General features: G+C 35.9%; 22 protein-coding genes and 1 tRNA gene. 13 read left to right on the forward strand and 10 right to left on the reverse strand.

Translation table 11 applies throughout. The features are described from left to right. The 5 genes from AACY93_RS00005 to AACY93_RS00025 form a co-directional block, all read right to left on the reverse strand. A partial coding sequence (locus AACY93_RS00005) for a hypothetical protein (protein WP_339610727.1) occupies positions 1-188 on the reverse strand: 188 nt, incomplete at its 3' end. After that, entirely contained in the window at positions 178-468 is a 291-nt protein-coding gene (locus AACY93_RS00010; RefSeq protein WP_287005763.1) for a GIY-YIG nuclease family protein, read from the reverse strand. The genes AACY93_RS00010 and AACY93_RS00005, both read right to left, overlap by 11 nt. A 54-nt stretch (positions 469-522) precedes the next feature. Continuing rightward, positions 523-596, reverse strand: a tRNA-Asn gene (locus AACY93_RS00015). A gap of 70 nt (positions 597-666) precedes the next feature. Next, the gene (gene rseP / locus AACY93_RS00020; RefSeq protein ID WP_286853163.1) at positions 667-2013 is read right to left on the reverse strand and encodes an RIP metalloprotease RseP; all 1347 of its coding nucleotides are present in this window, start codon (positions 2011-2013) and stop codon (positions 667-669) included. Positions 2014-2092: 79 nt separating this feature from the next. Then, entirely contained in the window at positions 2093-4030 is a 1938-nt protein-coding gene (locus tag AACY93_RS00025; RefSeq protein ID WP_286853162.1) for a M1 family aminopeptidase, read from the reverse strand. A 95-nt stretch (positions 4031-4125) separates the two neighbouring features. Between AACY93_RS00025 and AACY93_RS00030 the strand changes: the two genes are divergently transcribed. The 3 genes from AACY93_RS00030 (at position 4126) to feoB (ending at position 7195) form a co-directional block, all read left to right on the forward strand. Continuing rightward, complete coding sequence (locus tag AACY93_RS00030; RefSeq protein WP_286853161.1) at positions 4126-4797, forward strand: SCO family protein; 672 nt, start codon at positions 4126-4128, stop codon at positions 4795-4797. A gap of 72 nt (positions 4798-4869) precedes the next feature. Then, entirely contained in the window at positions 4870-5103 is a 234-nt protein-coding gene (locus AACY93_RS00035) for a FeoA family protein (protein WP_040491273.1), read from the forward strand. Beyond that, complete coding sequence (feoB, locus tag AACY93_RS00040; protein ID WP_286853160.1) at positions 5096-7195, forward strand: ferrous iron transport protein B; 2100 nt, start codon at positions 5096-5098, stop codon at positions 7193-7195. The genes AACY93_RS00035 and feoB overlap by 8 nt, the downstream gene beginning before the upstream one ends. Before the next feature lie 164 nt (positions 7196-7359). Here feoB and AACY93_RS00045 read toward each other — a convergent pair whose 3' ends face one another. Then, on the reverse strand, positions 7360-7779 hold the full coding sequence (locus AACY93_RS00045; protein WP_286853159.1) for a hypothetical protein: 420 nt from the start codon (positions 7777-7779) through the stop codon (positions 7360-7362). Positions 7780-7893: 114 nt separating this feature from the next. Here AACY93_RS00045 and AACY93_RS00050 point away from each other — a divergent pair, with 114 nt between their 5' ends. From AACY93_RS00050 to AACY93_RS00075, 6 genes are all read left to right on the forward strand, one after another. Beyond that, complete coding sequence (locus AACY93_RS00050; protein ID WP_286853158.1) at positions 7894-8556, forward strand: metal-dependent transcriptional regulator; 663 nt, start codon at positions 7894-7896, stop codon at positions 8554-8556. Further along, a complete protein-coding gene (locus AACY93_RS00055; RefSeq protein ID WP_286853157.1) occupies positions 8534-9340 on the forward strand; it encodes a transporter in 807 nt (268 codons plus the stop codon). The genes AACY93_RS00050 and AACY93_RS00055 overlap by 23 nt, the downstream gene beginning before the upstream one ends. Positions 9341-9344: 4 nt before the next feature. Then, positions 9345-10256, forward strand: a complete 912-nt coding sequence (locus tag AACY93_RS00060) for a zinc ABC transporter substrate-binding protein (protein WP_286853156.1) — start codon at positions 9345-9347, stop codon at positions 10254-10256. A gap of 107 nt (positions 10257-10363) precedes the next feature. Then, positions 10364-11137 (forward strand): metal ABC transporter ATP-binding protein, encoded by a 774-nt coding sequence (locus AACY93_RS00065; RefSeq protein WP_286853155.1) that lies wholly within the window; start codon positions 10364-10366, stop codon positions 11135-11137. 134 nt (positions 11138-11271) lie between these two features. Continuing rightward, entirely contained in the window at positions 11272-12399 is a 1128-nt protein-coding gene (locus AACY93_RS00070) for a metal ABC transporter permease (RefSeq protein WP_286853154.1), read from the forward strand. Then, entirely contained in the window at positions 12392-13552 is a 1161-nt protein-coding gene (locus tag AACY93_RS00075) for a metal ABC transporter permease (RefSeq protein ID WP_286853153.1), read from the forward strand. The genes AACY93_RS00070 and AACY93_RS00075 overlap by 8 nt, the downstream gene beginning before the upstream one ends. Before the next feature lie 49 nt (positions 13553-13601). Here the strand turns inward: AACY93_RS00075 and AACY93_RS00080 are convergent, their stop codons facing one another. Further along, positions 13602-14024 carry a hypothetical protein gene (locus AACY93_RS00080; protein ID WP_286853152.1) on the reverse strand — a complete coding sequence of 141 codons (423 nt, stop codon included), beginning with the start codon at positions 14022-14024 and terminating at the stop codon, positions 13602-13604. Between the two features lie 80 nt (positions 14025-14104). Continuing rightward, on the reverse strand, positions 14105-14842 hold the full coding sequence (locus AACY93_RS00085; protein ID WP_286853151.1) for a TerB family tellurite resistance protein: 738 nt from the start codon (positions 14840-14842) through the stop codon (positions 14105-14107). 210 nt (positions 14843-15052) lie between these two features. Between AACY93_RS00085 and AACY93_RS00090 the strand changes: the two genes are divergently transcribed. From AACY93_RS00090 to AACY93_RS00105, 4 genes are all read left to right on the forward strand, one after another. Then, on the forward strand, positions 15053-15463 hold the full coding sequence (locus tag AACY93_RS00090; RefSeq protein WP_286852631.1) for a BrxA/BrxB family bacilliredoxin: 411 nt from the start codon (positions 15053-15055) through the stop codon (positions 15461-15463). An 84-nt stretch (positions 15464-15547) separates the two neighbouring features. Continuing rightward, the gene (locus tag AACY93_RS00095; RefSeq protein ID WP_286853150.1) at positions 15548-16285 is read left to right on the forward strand and encodes a lysophospholipid acyltransferase family protein; all 738 of its coding nucleotides are present in this window, start codon (positions 15548-15550) and stop codon (positions 16283-16285) included. 11 nt (positions 16286-16296) lie between these two features. After that, on the forward strand, positions 16297-17280 hold the full coding sequence (locus AACY93_RS00100) for an acyl-ACP desaturase (protein ID WP_286853149.1): 984 nt from the start codon (positions 16297-16299) through the stop codon (positions 17278-17280). 85 nt (positions 17281-17365) lie between these two features. Then, positions 17366-18022, forward strand: a complete 657-nt coding sequence (locus AACY93_RS00105; protein ID WP_286853148.1) for an HD domain-containing protein — start codon at positions 17366-17368, stop codon at positions 18020-18022. 9 nt (positions 18023-18031) lie between these two features. On the opposite strand, the gene AACY93_RS00110 is transcribed toward AACY93_RS00105, so the two are convergent. Together AACY93_RS00110 and AACY93_RS00115 are read right to left on the reverse strand one after the other, a co-directional pair. Further along, a complete protein-coding gene (locus tag AACY93_RS00110; protein WP_286853147.1) occupies positions 18032-18814 on the reverse strand; it encodes an enoyl-CoA hydratase-related protein in 783 nt (260 codons plus the stop codon). A gap of 59 nt (positions 18815-18873) precedes the next feature. Further along, the gene (locus AACY93_RS00115; RefSeq protein WP_286853146.1) at positions 18874-20325 is read right to left on the reverse strand and encodes a HAMP domain-containing sensor histidine kinase; all 1452 of its coding nucleotides are present in this window, start codon (positions 20323-20325) and stop codon (positions 18874-18876) included. Positions 20326-20347 lie beyond the last annotated feature (22 nt).

The raw sequence follows: 20347 nt of genomic DNA on the forward strand, positions 1-20347 counted from the left end.
ATGTAGAACCGATTCAATTGTTTGGATTGTAATATGTAAACACAAGGTATCATAACCATAAAACCAAAAAAGCCCCTACATCTCTGTAAGGGCTTTCTTTTGTTAAGCTCCCCTTCCCGATAGGAATCGGGACAAGCAATGGGCTCGAACCAATCCCGAAAGCTTTCGGGACTCTGATTAACAGTCACGATACTTCTCTAGAAGTTTTGTAGTGATCTCTGGATGTTTTATTAGGTTGACTATATAGACTTTGCTCTTCATTCGCTTGATATGTGCCTCAATGGCCAATGCTTGCGATTTTGTGGTACAGTCTATCTTGTAATATAAAATCCAGTCTTTTGCGTTGCTTGTAAATTTTCTTGTGTCTGGATGTTTATGGAATTCCAATCTTAAATCTATATTGGAACTGTAACCAATGTAGAACCGATTCAATTGTTTGGATTGTAATATGTAAACACAAGGTATCATAATCATAAAACCAAAAAAGCCCCTACATCTCTGTAAGGGCTTTCTTTTATTAAGCTCCCCCTCTTGGGCTCGAACCAAGGACCCTTTGATTAACAGTCAAATGCTCTAACCAACTGAGCTAAGGAGGAGTGTTTTTTCGCTTTTGCGAGCGCAAATATAATTTAATTATTAATTACTACAAACTATATTTAAAAAAATTTAATTAAAAATAGCTTTAAAAATATCGTTGCCATTTGCAAACAAAACCAAAGCTATTAAAATGATAAAACCAACCATTTGGGCATACTCCAAAAATTTATCTCCAGGCTTTCTTCCTGAAACCATTTCGTAAAGCAAAAACATAACATGACCTCCATCCAATGCTGGAATTGGCAATAAATTTAAAAAGCCTAACATAATGGATAAAAAGGCTGTAATGTTCCAAAACACCTGCCAACTCCAATAGTTTGGAAAGATATCGTAAATAGCTTTAAACCCGCCAACACCTTTATAGGCTCCAGTACTAGGTGTAAAAATGGCTTTTACTTGTGTGATGTATGAAGACAGTTTTTCCTTGGTCTTTACAAATCCAACTGGTATGGCTTCAAAAAATCCATATTTTTTGGTTTCAAATTTATAGTAACCCAAGGCTTCCAAGGTTTCTGGAGTTGCTCCAGAGGCATACACCAAACTCAATTTACCTTCTTCACTAATGGTCAATGGTATTTGTAGCTCTTTATTATCCCTTAATACAGTAGCTTGAACCTGTTGTCCCTTAAAAGTTTCCAATGCTGGGATTACCTCATCTATATACTTTGTTTTTTTATCATTAAACCCTGTAATAATATCTCCTTTTTGTATTCCAGTTCCTTTGTTGAAAGAAGAATCTGGTACTTCAGCAATAACAAAAGGCATCCTTAGGTCTATAAATTTCTTTTCGTTGGAATCTATTAGCTGTGCTAAAAAATCCTCTGGCAATGTAACCGTGGACTGTTGTCCATCTCTTTCTATGGTGATGTTTTTACCAAACAACACTTTTTCTGAAATTTGAGAAAAGTCTTCAATAGGTTCCCCATCAACCGATATAATTTTATCTCCTGTTAAAAGACCTGCTTTGTTGGCGACAGTGCTTTCAACCAAAACCCCATCTTTAATATTCTCGTTAGGCAAAATTCTGTCTCCATAAAAATAGCTCATTCCTATATATATCAAAATGGCCAATAAAAAATTTACGGTCACACCACCAAGCATGATAATTAAACGTTGCCAAGCAGGTTTGGAGCGAAACTCCCAAGGTTGTGGTGGTTGCGCCATTTGTTCTTTGTCCATGCTTTCGTCTATCATACCAGATATCTTAACATAACCTCCTAAAGGCAACCAGCCAATTCCATAAACGGTATCGCCTATTTTTTTCTTGAACAAAGAAAATTTAACATCGAAAAACAGATAAAATTTTTCTACTCGGGTTTTAAAAAGTTTGGCAGGAATAAAATGTCCTAATTCGTGCAAAACAATCAATAATGAAAGGCTCAATAAAAATTGAGATATTTTTATAACAAATTCCATGTAAATTCTTCTCTAATGTAAATTAATTTGCAAAAGTAGTGTTTTAGCATCATTTAGAAAACTATTCCCAATGCAATCCCTAGTTTTTTAACACGGATTTATTAATTACACCTTGATTTGTTTCTAATTGCACAAAAAACAATCCATTAGATAAAGTTGACAAATCTACTGTATTAGACCATGGCGTTGTAATTAATAGCTGACCTAAGGTGTTGTAAACATTGATTTTATGGACAGTTAAACTCTCAGGCTTTGTTATGGTTATTTCCTGAGAAGTTGGATTGGGGTAAATAGTAAACTGATTGTCTAATTCAAAAGCATTCACACTTAAAGAAACCGTATTGTTTCTGGAGATTAAATCTGATTCTGGATCAAAAAGAATGGTATCCACTGGAAAAGTAACTGCCCTTAAAAACATTTCGTTATTGGTAGTATTGTTTAAAACAAGATCCAAGACTTCTCCTGAGGTCCCTAATACCCTTATGGGAACAGGTGCTTCAAAATAAGAAACAGAAGGATGGCTTTGAGTTTGGGAAATGGATATCCTAATTTGACTTGCATTTGGCTGGTTCCACTCTATGTTATAACTTGGATAACCTTGATTATAAATCCAATCGTTAAAAAACTCTGTTAAATCTTGTCCACTGGTTGTTTCCATAACAGTTTTATAATCTTCTGTTTTGGCATAATCATAAGATAAATTGGTGTCGCTTAAATAATTTTGCATGCCTTGAAAAAAAGTAGCATCTCCCAGTTTTTTTCGAAGCATATGTGTTACCATGGCTCCTTTATTATAACTTAATCTGCCACTAAAAATTCTACTCACACTTAAAGTATCAGTATCCGTAAGGTAAACCGCTCCTCCACTTTGAGAGGTTATGGAATTGTTTAACGATTGTTTCCAATTAATAAAAGAGTTGTTCCCATCTATATTTTCAACAACCAATCCAGATAAATAGGTGGCGAAGCCTTCGTTCAACCAAATGTCTTTCCAGCTTCCACAGGTAACTTTGTTGCCAAACCATTGGTGCGCCAATTCGTGAGCAATCAGGTTTCTCCCAAAACTCCCCATAAAAGAGACTGTGGTATGCTCCATACCACCTCCCCAACCAAATTGGGCATGCCCATATTTTTCGTTGGCAAATGGGTATTCTTCAAACAAATTGGTGAAAAGATTCATAATATCCACGGTTATAGGCGTACTGGCTTGAGCCGAAACCAAATTTTCCGGATAGACATAGTTTGCAATTTCAAACGGATTTCCATTATTTGGCACAGTATGGGTATACACCGAATAATTGGTAACAGCAATAGCCACCAAATAAGCTGGAATAGGATATTGATGCCTAAAATGTGTGGTTTTATTGCTCCCATTGATGGTTTGACTTTGTTCCAACCCATTGGCCACAGCTATGTATTCCTCGTTTGAAGGATTGTTTACTGGAGTGGTAATATAAACATCTATACTGTCTATTTTATCAATTAAATCCTGTTTACAAGGCCACCATCCTTTAGCTCCATAAGGCTCAGAAAGTGTCCAGATTATTGGATCTCCATTATGGGTACTTTGCTCAAAAGAACCAAACCCGGAACTTATGGGATTTCCAGAATAACTAATGGTTAAGGAATCCAAAACTCCAGTGTTTTGAACCTGGTCCAAGGTAATAACCAATTCATCATCTGTATTTTGAACAAAGGAAAGTGGGTTTCCACGTTGTAACACTTGCGAAACAACCATGTTTTGTGTCAATTCAAAAGTAACATCTGTCAAGTTTTCTTTTGCCTCAAAATATGTGGTCACATCGCCAGATATAAATGCTTGTGATGGATTTACATTAAATTCCAATCGATGATATTTTACATCATAATTGCCTGTATTTAAGTTTACCCTTTGAAGCATCCTGTTTAAGGCTGCTTTTGTTTCGGCTTCCCGAATCAACTCCATGGATTCCTTAAAATCCTGCCCAAACGTAATAAAAGGTAAAATGATAAAACTGTAGATAAATATTTTTTTCACAATAACATATTTAGATGTTAAAAATACCTAATTAAACACTTATCTGTCGTATTTTTGCAAATAAATCTTACATAAAAGTTTCAAAATTAGAGTGCATGCTTTCATTTTTCAAAGATTATAAGTACTTCGCTATTGTTTTTGCAGTTCTTTCCATCATAATCGTTTCAATTATCTATAACATTTTTGATGTTTACAAGCCTTTGCCTATTTATCAACCCGCTATGGTAAATACCGAAATGGTAGATAGCACCATTCAATATAAAAAGAAGTATCATAAAATTGCCGATTTCAGTTTAACCAATCAAAATGGTGAAACCATCACACAAAACACTTATGAGGATAAAATTTACGTAGCCGATTTCTTCTTTACAACCTGCCAGACCATTTGCCCAATCATGACAGACCATATGGTACAAATTCAAAAAGAAATCATTAACGATCCAGATGTGATGTTGCTTTCACATACAGTAACCCCAGAAATTGACTCTGTAGCTCAACTTAAAAAATATGCTCTTAAAAAAGGGGTAAATGATGCCAAATGGAACTTAGTGACTGGAGATAAAAAACAAATTTACCAACTAGCACGCAAAAGCTATTTGGCCGTTAAAACAGATGGCAATGGTGACGCATACGACATGATCCATACCGAAAACTTTATGCTTATAGATAAAAAACGTCAAATACGTGGTTATTACGATGGTACAAACCCTGAAGATATTACGCGCTTGATAGCAGATATTGAAACCTTAAAAGAAGAATATAAATAGTTTTTTGTCCACAATTTTTTTAGACTGATTTTTTACCTTATTTTTGCTTCTTTAAAATCAATCTAAATAAGCTTGCAAGTAACACTAGCACATCTTAAACGAGGAGAAAGAGCCATCATTACTGATGTTTCTTCAATTTACATTCCCTTAAAACTCTTGGAAATGGGCTGTTTGCCTGGAAACGAAGTTGAACTTGTTCAAATGGCACCTTTTGCAGATCCTATGTACTTAAACATTAACGGAACCCACTTAGCCATTAGAAAAGAAACTGCTATTCATATTTTAATAGAAATTACCCATGAGTAAGCAGATAAATGTTGCCTTAATAGGAAATCCAAACACAGGGAAAACTTCGGTCTTTAACTCCTTAACCGGATTGAACCAAAAAGTTGGAAACTACCCAGGAATTACTGTAGAAAAAAAAGAAGGTATTTGCAAACTTCCTCGTGGTGTTAAAGCCCATATTATAGATTTGCCTGGAACTTATAGTTTAAACGCCTCTTCACTGGATGAAAATGTGGTGATAGAATTGCTTTTAAATAAAAACGACAAAGACTTTCCAGATGTGGCAGTTGTGGTTAGTGATGTTGAAAACTTAAAACGCAACCTGCTTTTATTTACACAAATAAAAGATTTGGAAATACCTACCATTCTTGTCATTAATATGTCTGATAGAATGAAATACAAAGGTATTTCTTTAGACATTCCATATTTAGAGGAGCAACTTAAAACCAAAATCGCCCTTGTAAGCACAAGAAAAAAACAAGGGATTGACAATTTAAAAGAACTTATCTTTAATTATAAAGACCTTTCAACAACACCTTGCTTAAATGCTTCGGAAATAGATAAGGACTATTTTGATAACCTTCAAAAAGCCTTTCCCAACCAATTACTCTACAAACTTTGGTTGGTTATCACACAAGATGTAAATTTTGGGAAAACAGATAGAAATGAAATTGATGCTGTTGCCGATTTTAAAACGAAAACCAAAGCCGATTTAAAACGTTTACAGCAAAAAGAAACCATAAAACGCTATCAGTTTATAAACAATACGCTTAAAAAAGGTCAAACCATAGACCTAAGCACTGCCAAGGATTTGCGCATTAGACTGGACAGGATTTTAACCCATAAAGTTTGGGGTTATGCCATTTTTCTGGTCATTCTTTTTACCATTTTTCAGGCCATTTACGATTGGTCTGCTGTGCCAATGGATTTTATAGATTCCACCTTTGCCTCTTTAAGCGAATGGACCAAAGACAGCTTACCGGCTGGTACCTTTACCAATTTGTTGTCTGAAGGAATTATTCCTGGTCTTGGTGGCATTGTTATTTTTATCCCGCAAATTGCCTTTTTATTTTTGTTTATTTCCATACTGGAAGAAAGCGGCTACATGAGTCGTGTGGTCTTTTTAATGGATCGTGGCATGAGACGTTTTGGACTTAGTGGAAAAAGTGTAGTACCTTTAATTTCGGGAACAGCATGTGCCATTCCTGCCATTATGGCTACCAGAAACATTGAAAGCTGGAAAGAACGTTTAATTACTATTTTGGTAACACCATTTACCACCTGCTCGGCAAGGCTACCTGTATATTTGATTATTATTTCGCTGGTTATTCCTGAAGGAAGGTTTCTTGGTTTAGGCTATCAAGCTTTAACCCTAATGTTATTGTACCTAATTGGTTTTGGTGCTGCTTTGGTTTCTGCCATGATTTTGAATAAAATTTTAAAAATTAAAAGCAAATCGTTTTTTGTTGTTGAAATGCCAAATTACAAATTGCCTTTAATGAAAAATGTGGCATTGACAGTTGTAGAAAAAACCAAATCGTTTGTATTTGGAGCAGGAAAAATCATCTTGGCCATTTCAATTGTCTTATGGTTTTTAGCATCTTATGGACCTGGCGAACAGTTTAACAATGCTGAAGAAATTGTAACCGAAAAATTTGCGTCCCAAAATTTAACCCAAGAAGAATTGGACAACGAAATTGCATCTCAAAAATTGGAATATTCGTTTATAGGCCTAACAGGAAGAGCCATAGAACCAGCTATAAGGCCTTTGGGTTACGACTGGAAAATTGGTATAGCCATTGTAAGCTCCTTTGCTGCCAGAGAAGTCTTTGTTGGAACCTTGGCAACTATTTATAGCGTTGGTAGCGACGAAGAAGAAACCATAAAAAACAGGATGGCTGGAGAAGTAAATCCTATTTTAGGAGGACCTCTCTTTAATTTTGCTTCTGGGATATCTTTGTTGCTTTTTTATGCTTTTGCCATGCAGTGTATGAGTACACTTGCCATAGTAAAACGGGAAACCAACAGTTGGAAATGGCCCATTTTACAGTTGGTGCTAATGAGTGGTTTTGCTTATGTGGTAGCTTTAATTACCTACCAAATATTAATTTAAGGTTTCAACCCAAAAAGCGACAAACAGTATATGAATGACTTGTTTCAAAATATCTTGGCTTTTGCTGCGCTCTTTTTAGCCTTACTATTTTTGGTAAAGAAATTCTTTTGGAAAAAATCGAAATCGAAAAAAGACTTTGGGAATCACGACTGCGACAACTGTCACTAATAACTTATTTCCAGCTGCAAATAATAAGCCTCTTTTTTAATCTTTTCCTGTGATTGTTCTGGATAGGGCAACAAGTTATTGGCCAAAACCCTTAGATCTTTATAAGCACATAAGGTCTTAAGGTTTAAATTGGTGTTTTTTCCAGGGTCAAAAACAACTTCTTTTCTTTCAATCAAAACCTGGTCCTTGTATACTTCAACCAAAGCCACAGCTTGACCAGCCCAAACACAAGTCACATCTTTTGGGCAGCGCGAATCTGACAATACATCCACAAAAACAAGCTCAACTTGGTCTAAGGTATAGGTTTTTCCCAAAGGCAACTTTGCTAAAATTTTTGGGACCTCAACAGTAGTTGAATCTTGTGCAACCAGGTGTCCTGATAAAAAAACAAATAAGGCTATTAAATAAAGTTTCATTTAAACTCGAAAATTTTACGTTGTGAATTTACAAATTCTTTTGCCAAAACCATTAATTTAGCTACCTTTGATTAATATTTAAGCTTACTTAAATTTAATTTAAAGCACAAATAAATGTCTGTAGCCATAGAAAATTTTGTAAAAGCCATTTACAAAAATGACAATAACGACTCGAACGATACCAAACCAGGAAACATTGCAAAAAAACTTGGCATTTCCAATGCTGCAGCAACTGATATGGCCAAAAAATTAGCTTCAAAAAACCTGTTGCAATACGAAAAATACCAAGCGCTTCAATTAACAGATGAAGGTACAAAAATGGCTTTAAATGTAATTAGGAAACATCGTCTCTGGGAAGCCTTGTTATTTAAATTGTTCGACATGTCACTGCATGAAATACACAGGGAATCAGAACTCTTGGAGCATGCTACCTCCAACTTCTTGGCCGATAGGATCAGTGAGTATTTAGGCAATCCTAAATTCGATCCTCATGGCGACCCCATACCTAATGCCAATGGGGAGATTACAACTATAGACACATCCATGGCACTTTCAAATACTCAAGAAGGAAAAACATATGTTATTTCAAGACTTATGAGCGACGATAAGGAATTTTTTGATTTTTGTGCCTTAAATGGGTTAAAATATGGAAACCCCATTTTGGTTACCAAACAATTCAGTAAAAATAAAATGACTCAAATCACCATTAAAAATAACAACATTGTACTAAATGAAGATTTTACAAATATTATATATGTCAATGAAATTTCCAGCTAAAAACCTCACCTTAAGCATGGCATTTTTTGTAGTGAAATGGGTGGCTTTTTCACAAGAAAAGGAAGTTATGGAAGCACTTACTACAGATAGACCGGACCAAACGGAATCTGCTAATCTGGTTCCAAAAGGTTTTTTGCAATTTGAAGCCGGTGCTGCCTATGAGAGTTTTAACAACTACAGCATTAAAACCGAATATGTTACTTACAACACCACCCTAGTTCGATATGGCCTACTTAATAATCTAGAACTGCGTTTGGGCTGGGATTTTGTTGAAACCAAAATGAATAGTCAAAACCCAAAAGACAAATTAAGCGGATTTAACCCTTTACTTTTAGGAATAAAAACAAGTATTGCCAAAGAGAAAGACTGGTTTCCTGAAATAGCCCTATTAGGTCATTTATATTTACCATTTATGGCCGGATCAGACTATAAACCCAATACCACCGGAATAGATTTCAGGTTTGCCTTTGCACATACCTTATCTGAAAAATCAAGCCTATCCTACAACCTTGGAGCCACTTGGGGAAACGACTCTCCTGAAGCCTCTTATGCTTATACAATAGCCTATGGGCACAGTTTAAATAAAAAAATAGGCGCCTACATAGAAATATATGGGGATCTTCCAGAAAACAGTAAAGCCAAACATCTGTGGGATGCCGGTTTTACCTATTTAATATCTAACAACTTTCAATTAGATGCTACTGTTGGAACAAGCATTACCAAAGGACCGGATTTATTGTTAAGTGCAGGAGAAAGCTTTAGAATACCAACTAAAAAGAAATAAAACCATGAATAAAAAACTCTTTATACTATTTGCTTTTATAGCTGTTTTGAGCTGCAAAAACAACCAACCAACCAACGGCAAGCCAAACATAGTAACTACCACAACCATGATAACCGATTTGGTGAAAAATATAGGTGGGAAAAAAATAAATGTTCAAGGTTTAATGGGTTCTGGTGTCGACCCTCATTTATTTAAGGCTAGCGAAGGTGATGTCTCAAAATTGGCCAATGCCGATATTATATTTTATGGAGGCCTTCATCTTGAAGGAAAATTAGTTGAAGTTTTCGAGAAAATGAGTCGTCAGAATATTAAAACCATAGCGGTTTCTGATGCTTTGGATAAAACAACCCTAATTGCATCAGAGTTATTTCCTGGCAATTACGATCCACACATTTGGTTCAATATAGATTATTGGATTCAAATCACGCAATATGTTGCAGACCAATTATCAAAAACAGACCCAGAAAACAAGTTGTTCTACGAAACAAATGCTAAAAATTACATTAAAAAATTAGAAGTTCTAAAAAAAGAGATAACAGCTACCATCCAAACACTTCCTAAAGAAAAACGTATCTTGGTAACTGCTCACGATGCTTTTAGCTACTTTGGAAAAGCATACGATTTTGAAGTTGTTGGATTGCAAGGTTTATCAACGGCAACGGAAGCTGGTGTTCAAGACGTTCAAAAATTAGCAACTTTTATTATTGATAAAAAAGTAAAAGCCATATTTGTGGAAAGTTCTGTACCAAAAAGAACCATTGAGGCTTTACAAGCTGCTGTAACATCAAAAGGTCATGACGTAAGTATAGGAGGTACTCTCTATTCTGATGCTTTAGGAAATTCTGGAAGCATGGAAGGCACCTATATTGGGATGTTTCAATACAATGTGAATACAATTGTAAATGCTTTAAAATAAGTCAAAAAGCTTTCAGTTCTCACCAGAATATTGAGGCTTTTATTATAAGACCCATTTGAAAAATATATCATTTAGAGCTAAGCAAAGAATCTATAAAAAATGGATAAGTGGAAAATAAGATAGTAGAAAAAAGCAGTCCTCTTTCCTCAGGAAATATAGCAGTACAAGTAGACGATTTAACAGTTGCCTACAATTATAAGCCTGTGCTTTGGGATATAGACTTAGAAATTCCTGAAGGCGTCCTTATGGCTATAGTGGGTCCAAATGGTGCAGGAAAATCCACCTTAATCAAAGCCATATTGGGCATCTTAAAACCTATAGCTGGAAGTGTAAGCATTTATGGAAAACCATATGACGAACAACGCAAATTAGTTGCCTATGTGCCTCAAAAAGGAAGTGTGGATTGGGATTTTCCCACCACAGCCCTTGATGTTGTAATGATGGGAACCTATGGCAGTTTGGGATGGATTAAACGTCCAGGACAAAAAGAAAAAAAAGCAGCTCTGGAGGCTTTGGAAAAAGTGGGCATGTTACCCTTTAAAGGTAGACAGATCAGTCAGCTTTCCGGTGGCCAACAACAACGTATCTTTTTAGCTCGTGCCTTGGTACAAAACGCATCCATTTATTTTATGGACGAACCATTTCAAGGCGTCGATGCCACTACTGAGGTTGCCATTATTAACATTTTAAAGGATTTACGAAAAGCTGGAAAAACTGTGATTGTGGTCCATCACGATTTACAAACCGTTCCAGAATATTTTGATTGGGTGACTTTTTTAAATGTAAAAAAAATAGCAACTGGACCTGTTAAAGACATTTTCAATGATGATAATTTAACCAAAACTTACGGTATCAATTATAAAGTAAGTATTCAAGAGTGATTGGTTGTTGGTTTACAATCGTAGTTTACAAGCATGCTCAAATGAAAATGTCTTGATTGATATTATAATAAAAAACACAAACACATAAAAAATGTTTGCGAAGAAAGGGCAAGATTCCTGCATTCACAGAAACAATGGACTTGAAAGAATACATAGAACTGGTTTTTAATGATTACACTTTACGAACCATCACATTGGGAACAGCTATTCTTGGTGCCGTTACTGGTATGCTTGGTAGTTTTGCCGTATTGAGAAAACAAAGTTTACTAGGAGATGCCATTTCTCATGCTGCACTTCCCGGAATAGCCATCGCGTTTTTAATTACTGGATCCAAGGATAGCAACACCTTGCTTGTTGGCGCATTGATAAGTGGTCTCATTGGAACTTTTTGGATACGTGGCATTATTGCCAAAACACATTTAAAATCTGATACAGCCTTAGGTTTAATACTTTCCTTATTTTTTGGATTTGGAATGCTATTGCTAACATTCATCCAAAAACAACCAAACGCCAACCAAGCTGGACTGGATAAATATTTGTTTGGTCAAGCAGCAACTTTGGTTGAAAGCGATGTGTGGTTAATGGCAATTATTACAGGTCTTTGCCTCTTTGTTTTGTTGTTCTTTTGGAAAGAGTTCAAACTCTTTTTGTTTGATACAGATTATGCAAAAACCTTAGGCTTTAACACCAGTTTCATTGATATCCTTATCACATCTTTTATTGTTTTGGCTATTGTTTTGGGATTGCAAACAGTAGGTGTTGTATTAATGAGCGCCATGTTGTTGGCTCCTGCTGCTGCTGCTAGGCAATGGACAAACAGCTTGTCTAAGATGGTGGTTTTGGCTGCCGTTTTTGGCGCATTTTCTGGTGTTTTGGGAACTGCCATTAGTGCCAGTCAAAACAATTTGTCCACAGGACCTGTAATTGTTATAATTGCTTCTGTTTTTGTGATATTTTCCTTTATTTTTTCACCTAGTCGAGGCTTGCTTTTCAGTCAAATTAGATTTATTGCAAACAGACGTGACCTAGAACTGCAAAAAACCCTGGCATTCATGTACCACATTGCAGAGACCCACGAGGATATCTCGCATCCACATACCATAAAAATATTAAATAATTTTCAAGGCTATACACGCAAAACCCTTCAAAAATTAGTAGATAAAAATTATGTGACCTTAGATGGAACCATGTGGAGTTTAACAGAAAAAGGCTTTGAAACTGCTGCCAATTTATACAATCAACAAGCTATAAAAGATGAATAGTGCACAAATAGAAATACAATTAATTGCAAGCTTGGTAGCTATTGCTTGTGCTATTCCAGGTACTTTTTTAGTACTCAGAAAAATGGCCATGATTAGTGATGCCATAAGTCATTCCATTCTTCCAGGACTTGTTATTGGCTTTTTTATTACACAAGACCTCAATTCCCCTTTACTCATTTTATTGGCTGCCTTAACAGGAATTATAACAGTTGTTTTGGTGGAACGGATTCAAAAAACAGGATTGGTAAAAGAAGATACAGCTATAGGCTTGGTGTTTCCTGCACTGTTTAGCATAGGTGTGATTTTAATCGCTAAAAATGCCAACGACATTCATTTAGATGTGGATGCAGTATTATTGGGCGAATTAGCTTTTGCTCCTTTTGACAGGCTTATTATTGCAGGAGCTGATATAGGCCCAAAATCTTTATGGGTTATTGGAACCATCTTGGCCATAACCATAGGCTTATTAATCGCTTTTTTTAAAGAACTTAAAATAAGCACGTTCGATGCTGGTCTGGCAGCTTCTTTAGGGTTTTCGCCTGCTTTAATACATTATGGATTAATGACGATGGCATCTATAACAACCGTTGGTGCTTTCGATGCAGTTGGAGCCATTCTGGTCGTGGCTTTAATGATTGCTCCTGCAGCAAGTGCCTATTTACTTACCACAGATTTAAAAAAAATGCTTGGACTTGCAATAGCTTTTGGTGTTTTTAGTGCTATTTCAGGTTATTGGTTAGCTCATTGGTTGGATGCTTCCATTGCTGGTTCCATCACGACCATGTTGGGCATATTGTTTTTAATTATCTATTTGTTTGCACCAAACAAAGGTTTAATTGCCGTCATGTATCGGGAAAAGCAACAACGTACTGAAGTTTCGTTGTTAACTTTTTTACTTCATTTAAAAAATCATTCTGAAGAACGTGAACGACATGTTAATCATCTTCAAGAACATATCAATTGGCAAAAAGTAAGGGCTAAAACCGTTCTGGATCTTGCGCTTAAAAACAACATGATTGTAATTAACAACAAGATTGTGTCTCTAACTCAAAAAGGAGATGAATTCACGTCTAAAGCAATCGATTACATCATTACAAATGAAGACGCTCAAATAGAAGACATGAAAGACGATTTCTTTTTGTTTAGGGGTTAAAAAGTTTTAGTTGATATCAAAACATATTTCAAGCTTTGTATTGCGCGACCTATTGCTTTATTAACTTCCTTCCCACTAACCAAGATATATCGGATTTGATTATTTGTATCGTTGTTGCCATCTCACGATTAGTAGTATCTCGATGGGATTTTGTATGAAATCGTGCTTGGGTATGATTCAAGTTTAAATTGAATTTTGCATCAAAATCGGCATCAGTGGCTGTAAAATAAACAATCTTTTTATCCAATTTCCAAGTGCCTCTTCCGTAAGCATTGATTTCCGGTGGATTTGAACCATCCAACTTTTTTACACTATGGATATTAAAGCTTCCATTTGGATGTAAAATGATTGTTTCACCAAAAGTTCCATTGGAACCTTCAAAGCTAAATTGATAAGTTCCAGGCACCATTTCTATTTGTGAAAAGGCAATAGATTGAAACATGATTAAACCGAAAAAAAGTAGCTGTTTCATAATAAATTGAATTAGAAAACACTAATAACACAAATAAGTAACTGCATGTTAACTATAATTGTAAATATAACACTTTTATCCTAAAACCCTCGCTCCTTCTGCAACTGTTCATAAGCGGCTTGGACCTGTCTGAATTTTTCTTCTGCACCTTTTTGGTGCTCTTTTCCCAAGTGGACCACTTTATCTGGATGGTATTTTTTGGCCATTTTCCTATAAGCTGCCTTAATTTCTGTAACCGTTGCCTGTTTTGATATTTCAAGAATTTTATAGGCATTGTCGCTACTGTTATAAAACATGGCTTTGATACTTTCAAAATCTGCATGGCTTATCCCTAAATAATTGGCTATGGTTTGAATGGAGCTTACTTCACTTTCCAAAACAATGCCATCGGCTTTGGCAATTCCGAATAAAAAATGAAGCAACTGTAAACGTGATGGATGATCCATCATTTGCCGAATTTGCAAACAAACCTGTCTTGTAGGAATATCTTGTTTGTTTATTCCTTTAAACAATTTAAAAGCATGATTGGCTCGTTCCTTTCCATACATGCCAACAAATTGCTGACGCACAAAATCCAGTTCCCTTTGGTCCTGTTTGCCATCGGCTTTAATCACTATAGAGGAAAGAATAAGCAGGCTCACTTCAAAATCGCCAGACTTGGTTTGCCTTCTTCTAGCATAGGGGTTTTGTGTGTCTACTTTTATGCTTCCGTTTGAAAAACCATCTACAACACTTCCTAAAGCCATGCCTAAAATAGCTCCTATAGGACCACCTAAAGACCAACCTATGGCAGCACCAATCCACTTTGAAAAACTCATTCTATCTTTAAACTTTTATGTATTGCACAAACCTGTATTGATTACCTGACACCCAAAAAACGTGTAGGGTGTTTGCTTGGTTCGCAACATCCGAATTATTACAATATTAAATTTTGGGTAAATATACTATTTGTTAGTAGTTTGTTTATATACTTTGTTACACAATTGGTATCTTTGTATTTTAAAACAATAATCTAAAATTTATAAGATATGTATCCAGCAGAATTAGTAAAACCCATGCGCGAAGATTTAACCAAAGTTGGTTTTGAAGAATTACATACTGCAGAAGCTGTAGAATCTGCCTTGGCAAAAGAAGGAACTACTTTGGTTGTGGTAAACTCTGTTTGTGGTTGTGCTGCAGCAAATGCGCGTCCAGGAGCAAGAATGAGCATTCAAAACGCCAAACGCCCTACACATTTAGTAACCGTTTTTGCAGGTGTTGATAAAGAAGCTGTTGAAAAAGCTAGAGAACACATGATCCCATTCCCTCCAAGCTCGCCTTGCATGGCGCTTTTTAAAAATGGTGAATTGGTTCACATGTTAGAGCGTCATCATATTGAAGGTCGTCCAGCAGAAGTTATCGCTGAAAATTTAATTGATGCTTACAACGAATATTGCTAAAATAATATTCTGTATAAAAATATTAAACCACGATTTTTGTCGTGGTTTTTTTGTCTTTACTTTTCAAACATCTAATTTTGTAAGATGCAAAAATTTGTCGCCTATATCTTAACATCCATTTACGCAGTGTTTTTTTTACTGACATTGGTTGTGTTTCATCCCATACAGTGGTTTTGTTTTAATGTGTTAGGATATCAAGCACATAAAAAAAGTGTGGATTGGCTTCAGTTTTTTATCATGCGCTGCACCAATATTTTAGGAACGCGCTACACTTTTACCAATCCTTATAAAGTTGCAACGGGCCAACCTCTAATTATAGTTTCCAACCATCAAAGCATGTACGATATTCCTTGTATTATCTGGTATATGCGCAAACATCACCCCAAATTCATCAGCAAACAGGAATTGGGCAAAGGCATTCCAAGTGTGTCTTATAATTTGCGTCATGGAGGCTCTGTTTTAATCGATAGAAAAAATCCCAGACAATCCTTGCCTGCCATTATGAAATTTGGGGAATACATAGAAAAAACCAAGCGGGCAGCAGTTATTTTTCCAGAAGGCACACGCAGTAAAAATGGACAACCCAAGCCTTTTCAAACCAAAGGACTTGAAATGCTATTTAAAAAAATCCCATCGGCAACCATTGTTCCCATTACCATTAACAATTCCTGGAAAATGTTAAGATATGGTAAATTTCCTATGGGAATTGGAAATCATATCCAATTAACGGTTCACGAACCTTTAAAATTGAGTAACTTTGAAGATAAGCAGGAGTTAATCAAGCAAATTGAAAAAGCAATTGGCTCCAGCATAACCCCTTAAAACCTAAAATTATGTCGTTGAAAAATGTGAGATTGGAAGTGATGCAGTATTTGGAAAAAGACGTCGATTCCTTAATAGAAAAATACCTGATACCCATAGATAATATCTGGCAACCAACCGATTTTTTGCCCAATTCTGAAGGTGAGAACTTTATGGAGGAAGTGAAAGAAATTAGAGAGCTTTCCAAAGAACTTCCTTACGATTTTTGGGTAGTTTTGGTTGGAGACATGATTACCGAAGAGGCTTTGCCAACTTACGAATCCTGGCTTATGGACGTGGAAGGTGTGGACCAAGTGGGAAGGAATTCTTGGGGAAAATGGGTTAGGCATTGGACAGCCGAAGAAAACAGACATGGAGACGTGTTAAACAAATACCTATACCTTTCTGGGAGAGTGAATATGAAAGAAATTGAAAAAACCACACAACATCTTATTGCTGATGGTTTTGATATAGGCACAGACCAAGATCCATATAAAAACTTTCTGTATACCAGTTTTCAAGAATTGGCCACATATATTTCACACAATCGCGTGGCTAAATTAGCTAAAGACAAAGGCAATAAGCAATTAAGCAAAATGTGTAAGATTATTTCTGGGGACGAAATGAGGCATCATCACGCCTATTGCGAATTTGTGGAACGTATTTTTAAAGTGGATCCCAATCAAATGATGATGGCTTTTCAGCATATGATGAAATTAAAAATTACCATGCCTGCACATTTTTTAAGAGAATCTGGAGGAAAAATAGGAACAGCTTTCGAAGAGTTTTCCAACACAGCTCAACGCATTGGTGTATATACCTCAACCGATTATGTGGAGATTTTGGAAAAACTTTTAAAACGTTGGGAAATAGATAAAATTACCAACCTTTCTGATGAAGCCGAAAAAGCACGCGATTATTTAATGAAACTACCATCGCGATTGATAAGACTTTCTGAACGTATGAAAATCCCGGAAAATTCGTATCAGTTTAAATGGGTGGAACCTGCTGTTTAACCAATCAATAATTGTCGGTTTAAGTCTAATTCATCCATAAAGTGATATTTAGACTGCGCTCAATCTGAAAGAAAGAATCTGTTTCGTGAATCAAAAAGAACAAATTGAAAAAACCATTGCGTTTGTAAAAGAGACCCTGAAACATGCCGAAGGTGGTCATGACTGGTTTCATACCCTTAGGGTATTTAATAATTGCTCACTTATTTCTAAAAATGAAGAGGTAGATGTTTTTGTGGTACAACTTGGCGCATTGTTGCATGATATTGCTGATAGCAAATTCCATGATGGAGACGAAACGCTTGGTCCTAAATTAGCTCGAGATTTTTTAAACAGCATTCAAGTTGAAAAAAAGGTTATAGATCATGTCATCAACATTATTGAAAACATATCCTATAGTTCTTCTTTAAATCCTTCAAAAACATTTAAATCCCCAGAACTGGATGTGGTTCAAGATGCCGATAGATTAGATGCCCTTGGAGCCATTGGCATTGCCAGAACTTTTAATTATGGAGGGTTTAAAAACAGAGCGCTTTACAATCCAGATATTTTACCAGACCTTAACATGAGCCAAGAAACCTATAAAAAATCCACGGCTCCAACCATCAATCATTTTTACGAAAAACTATTGTTGCTTAAAGACCTCATGAACACTAAAACAGGCAAACAAATAGCCCAAAAACGCCATGAATATATGGAAGGGTTTTTAGAACAATTTTATGCCGAATGGGAAGGGGAAAAGTAATTATGTTTTTTACTTCCCAGGAAAATCAGCCTTACGTTTTTCCAGAAAGGCAGTGGTTCCTTCTTTAAAGTCTTCGGTTCCAAAACAGTTTCCAAACTCCTCAATCTCTATTTTAAATCCATTAACACCATCTTTATAGTTTGCGTTAACAGCTTTTATGGCACCTTTAATGGCTACTGAAGAGTTTCGCATAATTTTACCAGCAATTTTTTCGGCAAGTGGTAAAAGTTCTTCTTGGGTGGTTACATGGTTTACCAATCCAAAATCAAGTGCTGTATTGGCATCTATCATGCCAGCAGTCATAACCATTTCCATAGCACGACCTTTGCCAACTAGTTGTGGTAACCGTTGTGTGCCACCATAACCTGGAATAACGCCTAAAGAAGTTTCTGGTAATCCCATTTTGGCGTTATCGCTAGCCACTCTAAAATGACAAGCCATGGCCAATTCCAAACCTCCACCAAGTGCAAAACCGTTCACTGCTGCAATTACAGGCGTGGATAGGTTTTCAACAAAATCGAATAATAACTCCTGACCTTTAGCAGCTAATTTACCTCCATTTTCCACATCAAAATGTGCAAACTCGCTAATATCTGCTCCAGCAACAAAAGCTTTGTCGCCACTTCCAGTAATAATTATTACTTTGGTTTTGGTATCTGTATTGGCAGCATCCAGAGCATCGTGCAATTCTTGAATGGTGCCTTTGTTTAAGGCATTCAATTTGTTGGGTCTGTTAATGGTAATGGTGGTCATTCCGTTTTGGAAGTTTGCTAAGATATTTTCGTAAGTCATTTTTTTAAATTTTATAAAGACTCTTCGACAGGCTCAGAGTAACAATAATTTATATTTTATTATTTAGGGAAGATTACTTTAAAGACAGTCCCTTCATTTTTTTGAGATGTAAAGGTAATACTTCCGTGATAAGTTTCCACAATGTTTTTTACCATTCCCAACCCAAGTCCCATGCCACTGGATTTGGTGGTGAATTTAGGCTCAAATATTTTTTGGCTATTTTCTTCGGAAATACCAATGCCATTATCTGAAACTTCAATAACAACATGATTGTTTTCCTCTGAAACACGAACAACAATACGTTTATCTTCCTGTTCGTTAGGAATGGCCTGAATACCATTTTTCACCAAATTGGTAATGACACGAATAAGCTGGGTTCTATCAAATTTTGCTTTAATGTCTTTTCTGTCAGATTTAAAGACAATATAGTCTTCACTAAAAATATCTAGAGCTAGACGTGTAATCTCAACCACATTCAACATTTCGTTTTGCTGTGCAGGCATTTTAGCAAAGTTTGAAAATGCCGAAGCAATGGAGCTCATGGTATCTATTTGCTGAATAAGGGTTTTGGAATATTCTTCTACTTTTTGATGAATGTGCTCGTCGTTGGGATCAAATTTTCTTTGAAAACTCTGCACAGTCAAACGCATGGGAGTCAAGGGATTTTTAATTTCATGTGCAACCTGTTTTGCCATCTCTCTCCAAGCTTGTTCACGTTCACTGGTTGCTAATTTTACAGCACTTTCCTCAAGTTGATCTATCATGCTGTTATAAGATTTTACAAGTGCTGCTATCTCTTCGCTGGATGACTCTATGTCTATTTTTTTGTTTTGTTTTTCCAGCCTGATTTCATTCATTTTATCACTTATGGTTTTAAGTGATTTGGTAATGTATTTAGACAGGAAATAAGCCAAACTAATGGCTATGATAAGCATCACCAAATAGGCATAAGCCAGCCTCTCTAAAAACTCGTCCAACTCTTTGTTTAAAAAATCATCGTTTTCCAGATAAGGCAAATTTAAAATGGCTAAAGGTTTAAATTTTTTATCGGTTATATAAGTGTATGAAGATAGGAATACTTCGTCGTTTTCTACCGTTTTGCTAACAAACCTATGTTCTACAGTATTGGATAAAGCATTTAAAACTTCAGCACTTAAACATTTTGTTAAGGAATCGGTTTCAAAGGTGGCTCTGGAAGATTTAATAAGCCCACCATCCAAATCGTAAAGGTTTATTTGCAGTTTGTGAATGGCTGCAATTTCATAAATTTCTTCTTTAAAAATTAAAGGCATGGTTTCGGTAGTAACCGGATAGGTGGTTTTTTTTATGGCATAATTAATACTTTCCCTAATGTTTTCTTCTTTACGCTCCAACCTTTCGTTGTGGTAATCCCTAGCTTCTTCGTTGTATTGATAAATAGTTACTGCAGCAATTAGAATGGAAGCCAAGAGCACCAGCAAAATCATAGCCAAAAACAAGCGAAGTCGTAAAGAAAGTTTTCCTAAGTACATAGTAAGAATTGTGCTGTGATAA

The sequence above is a fragment of the uncultured Xanthomarina sp. genome (assembly GCF_963971605.1).
Lineage (GTDB): Bacteria > Bacteroidota > Bacteroidia > Flavobacteriales > Flavobacteriaceae > Xanthomarina > Xanthomarina gelatinilytica.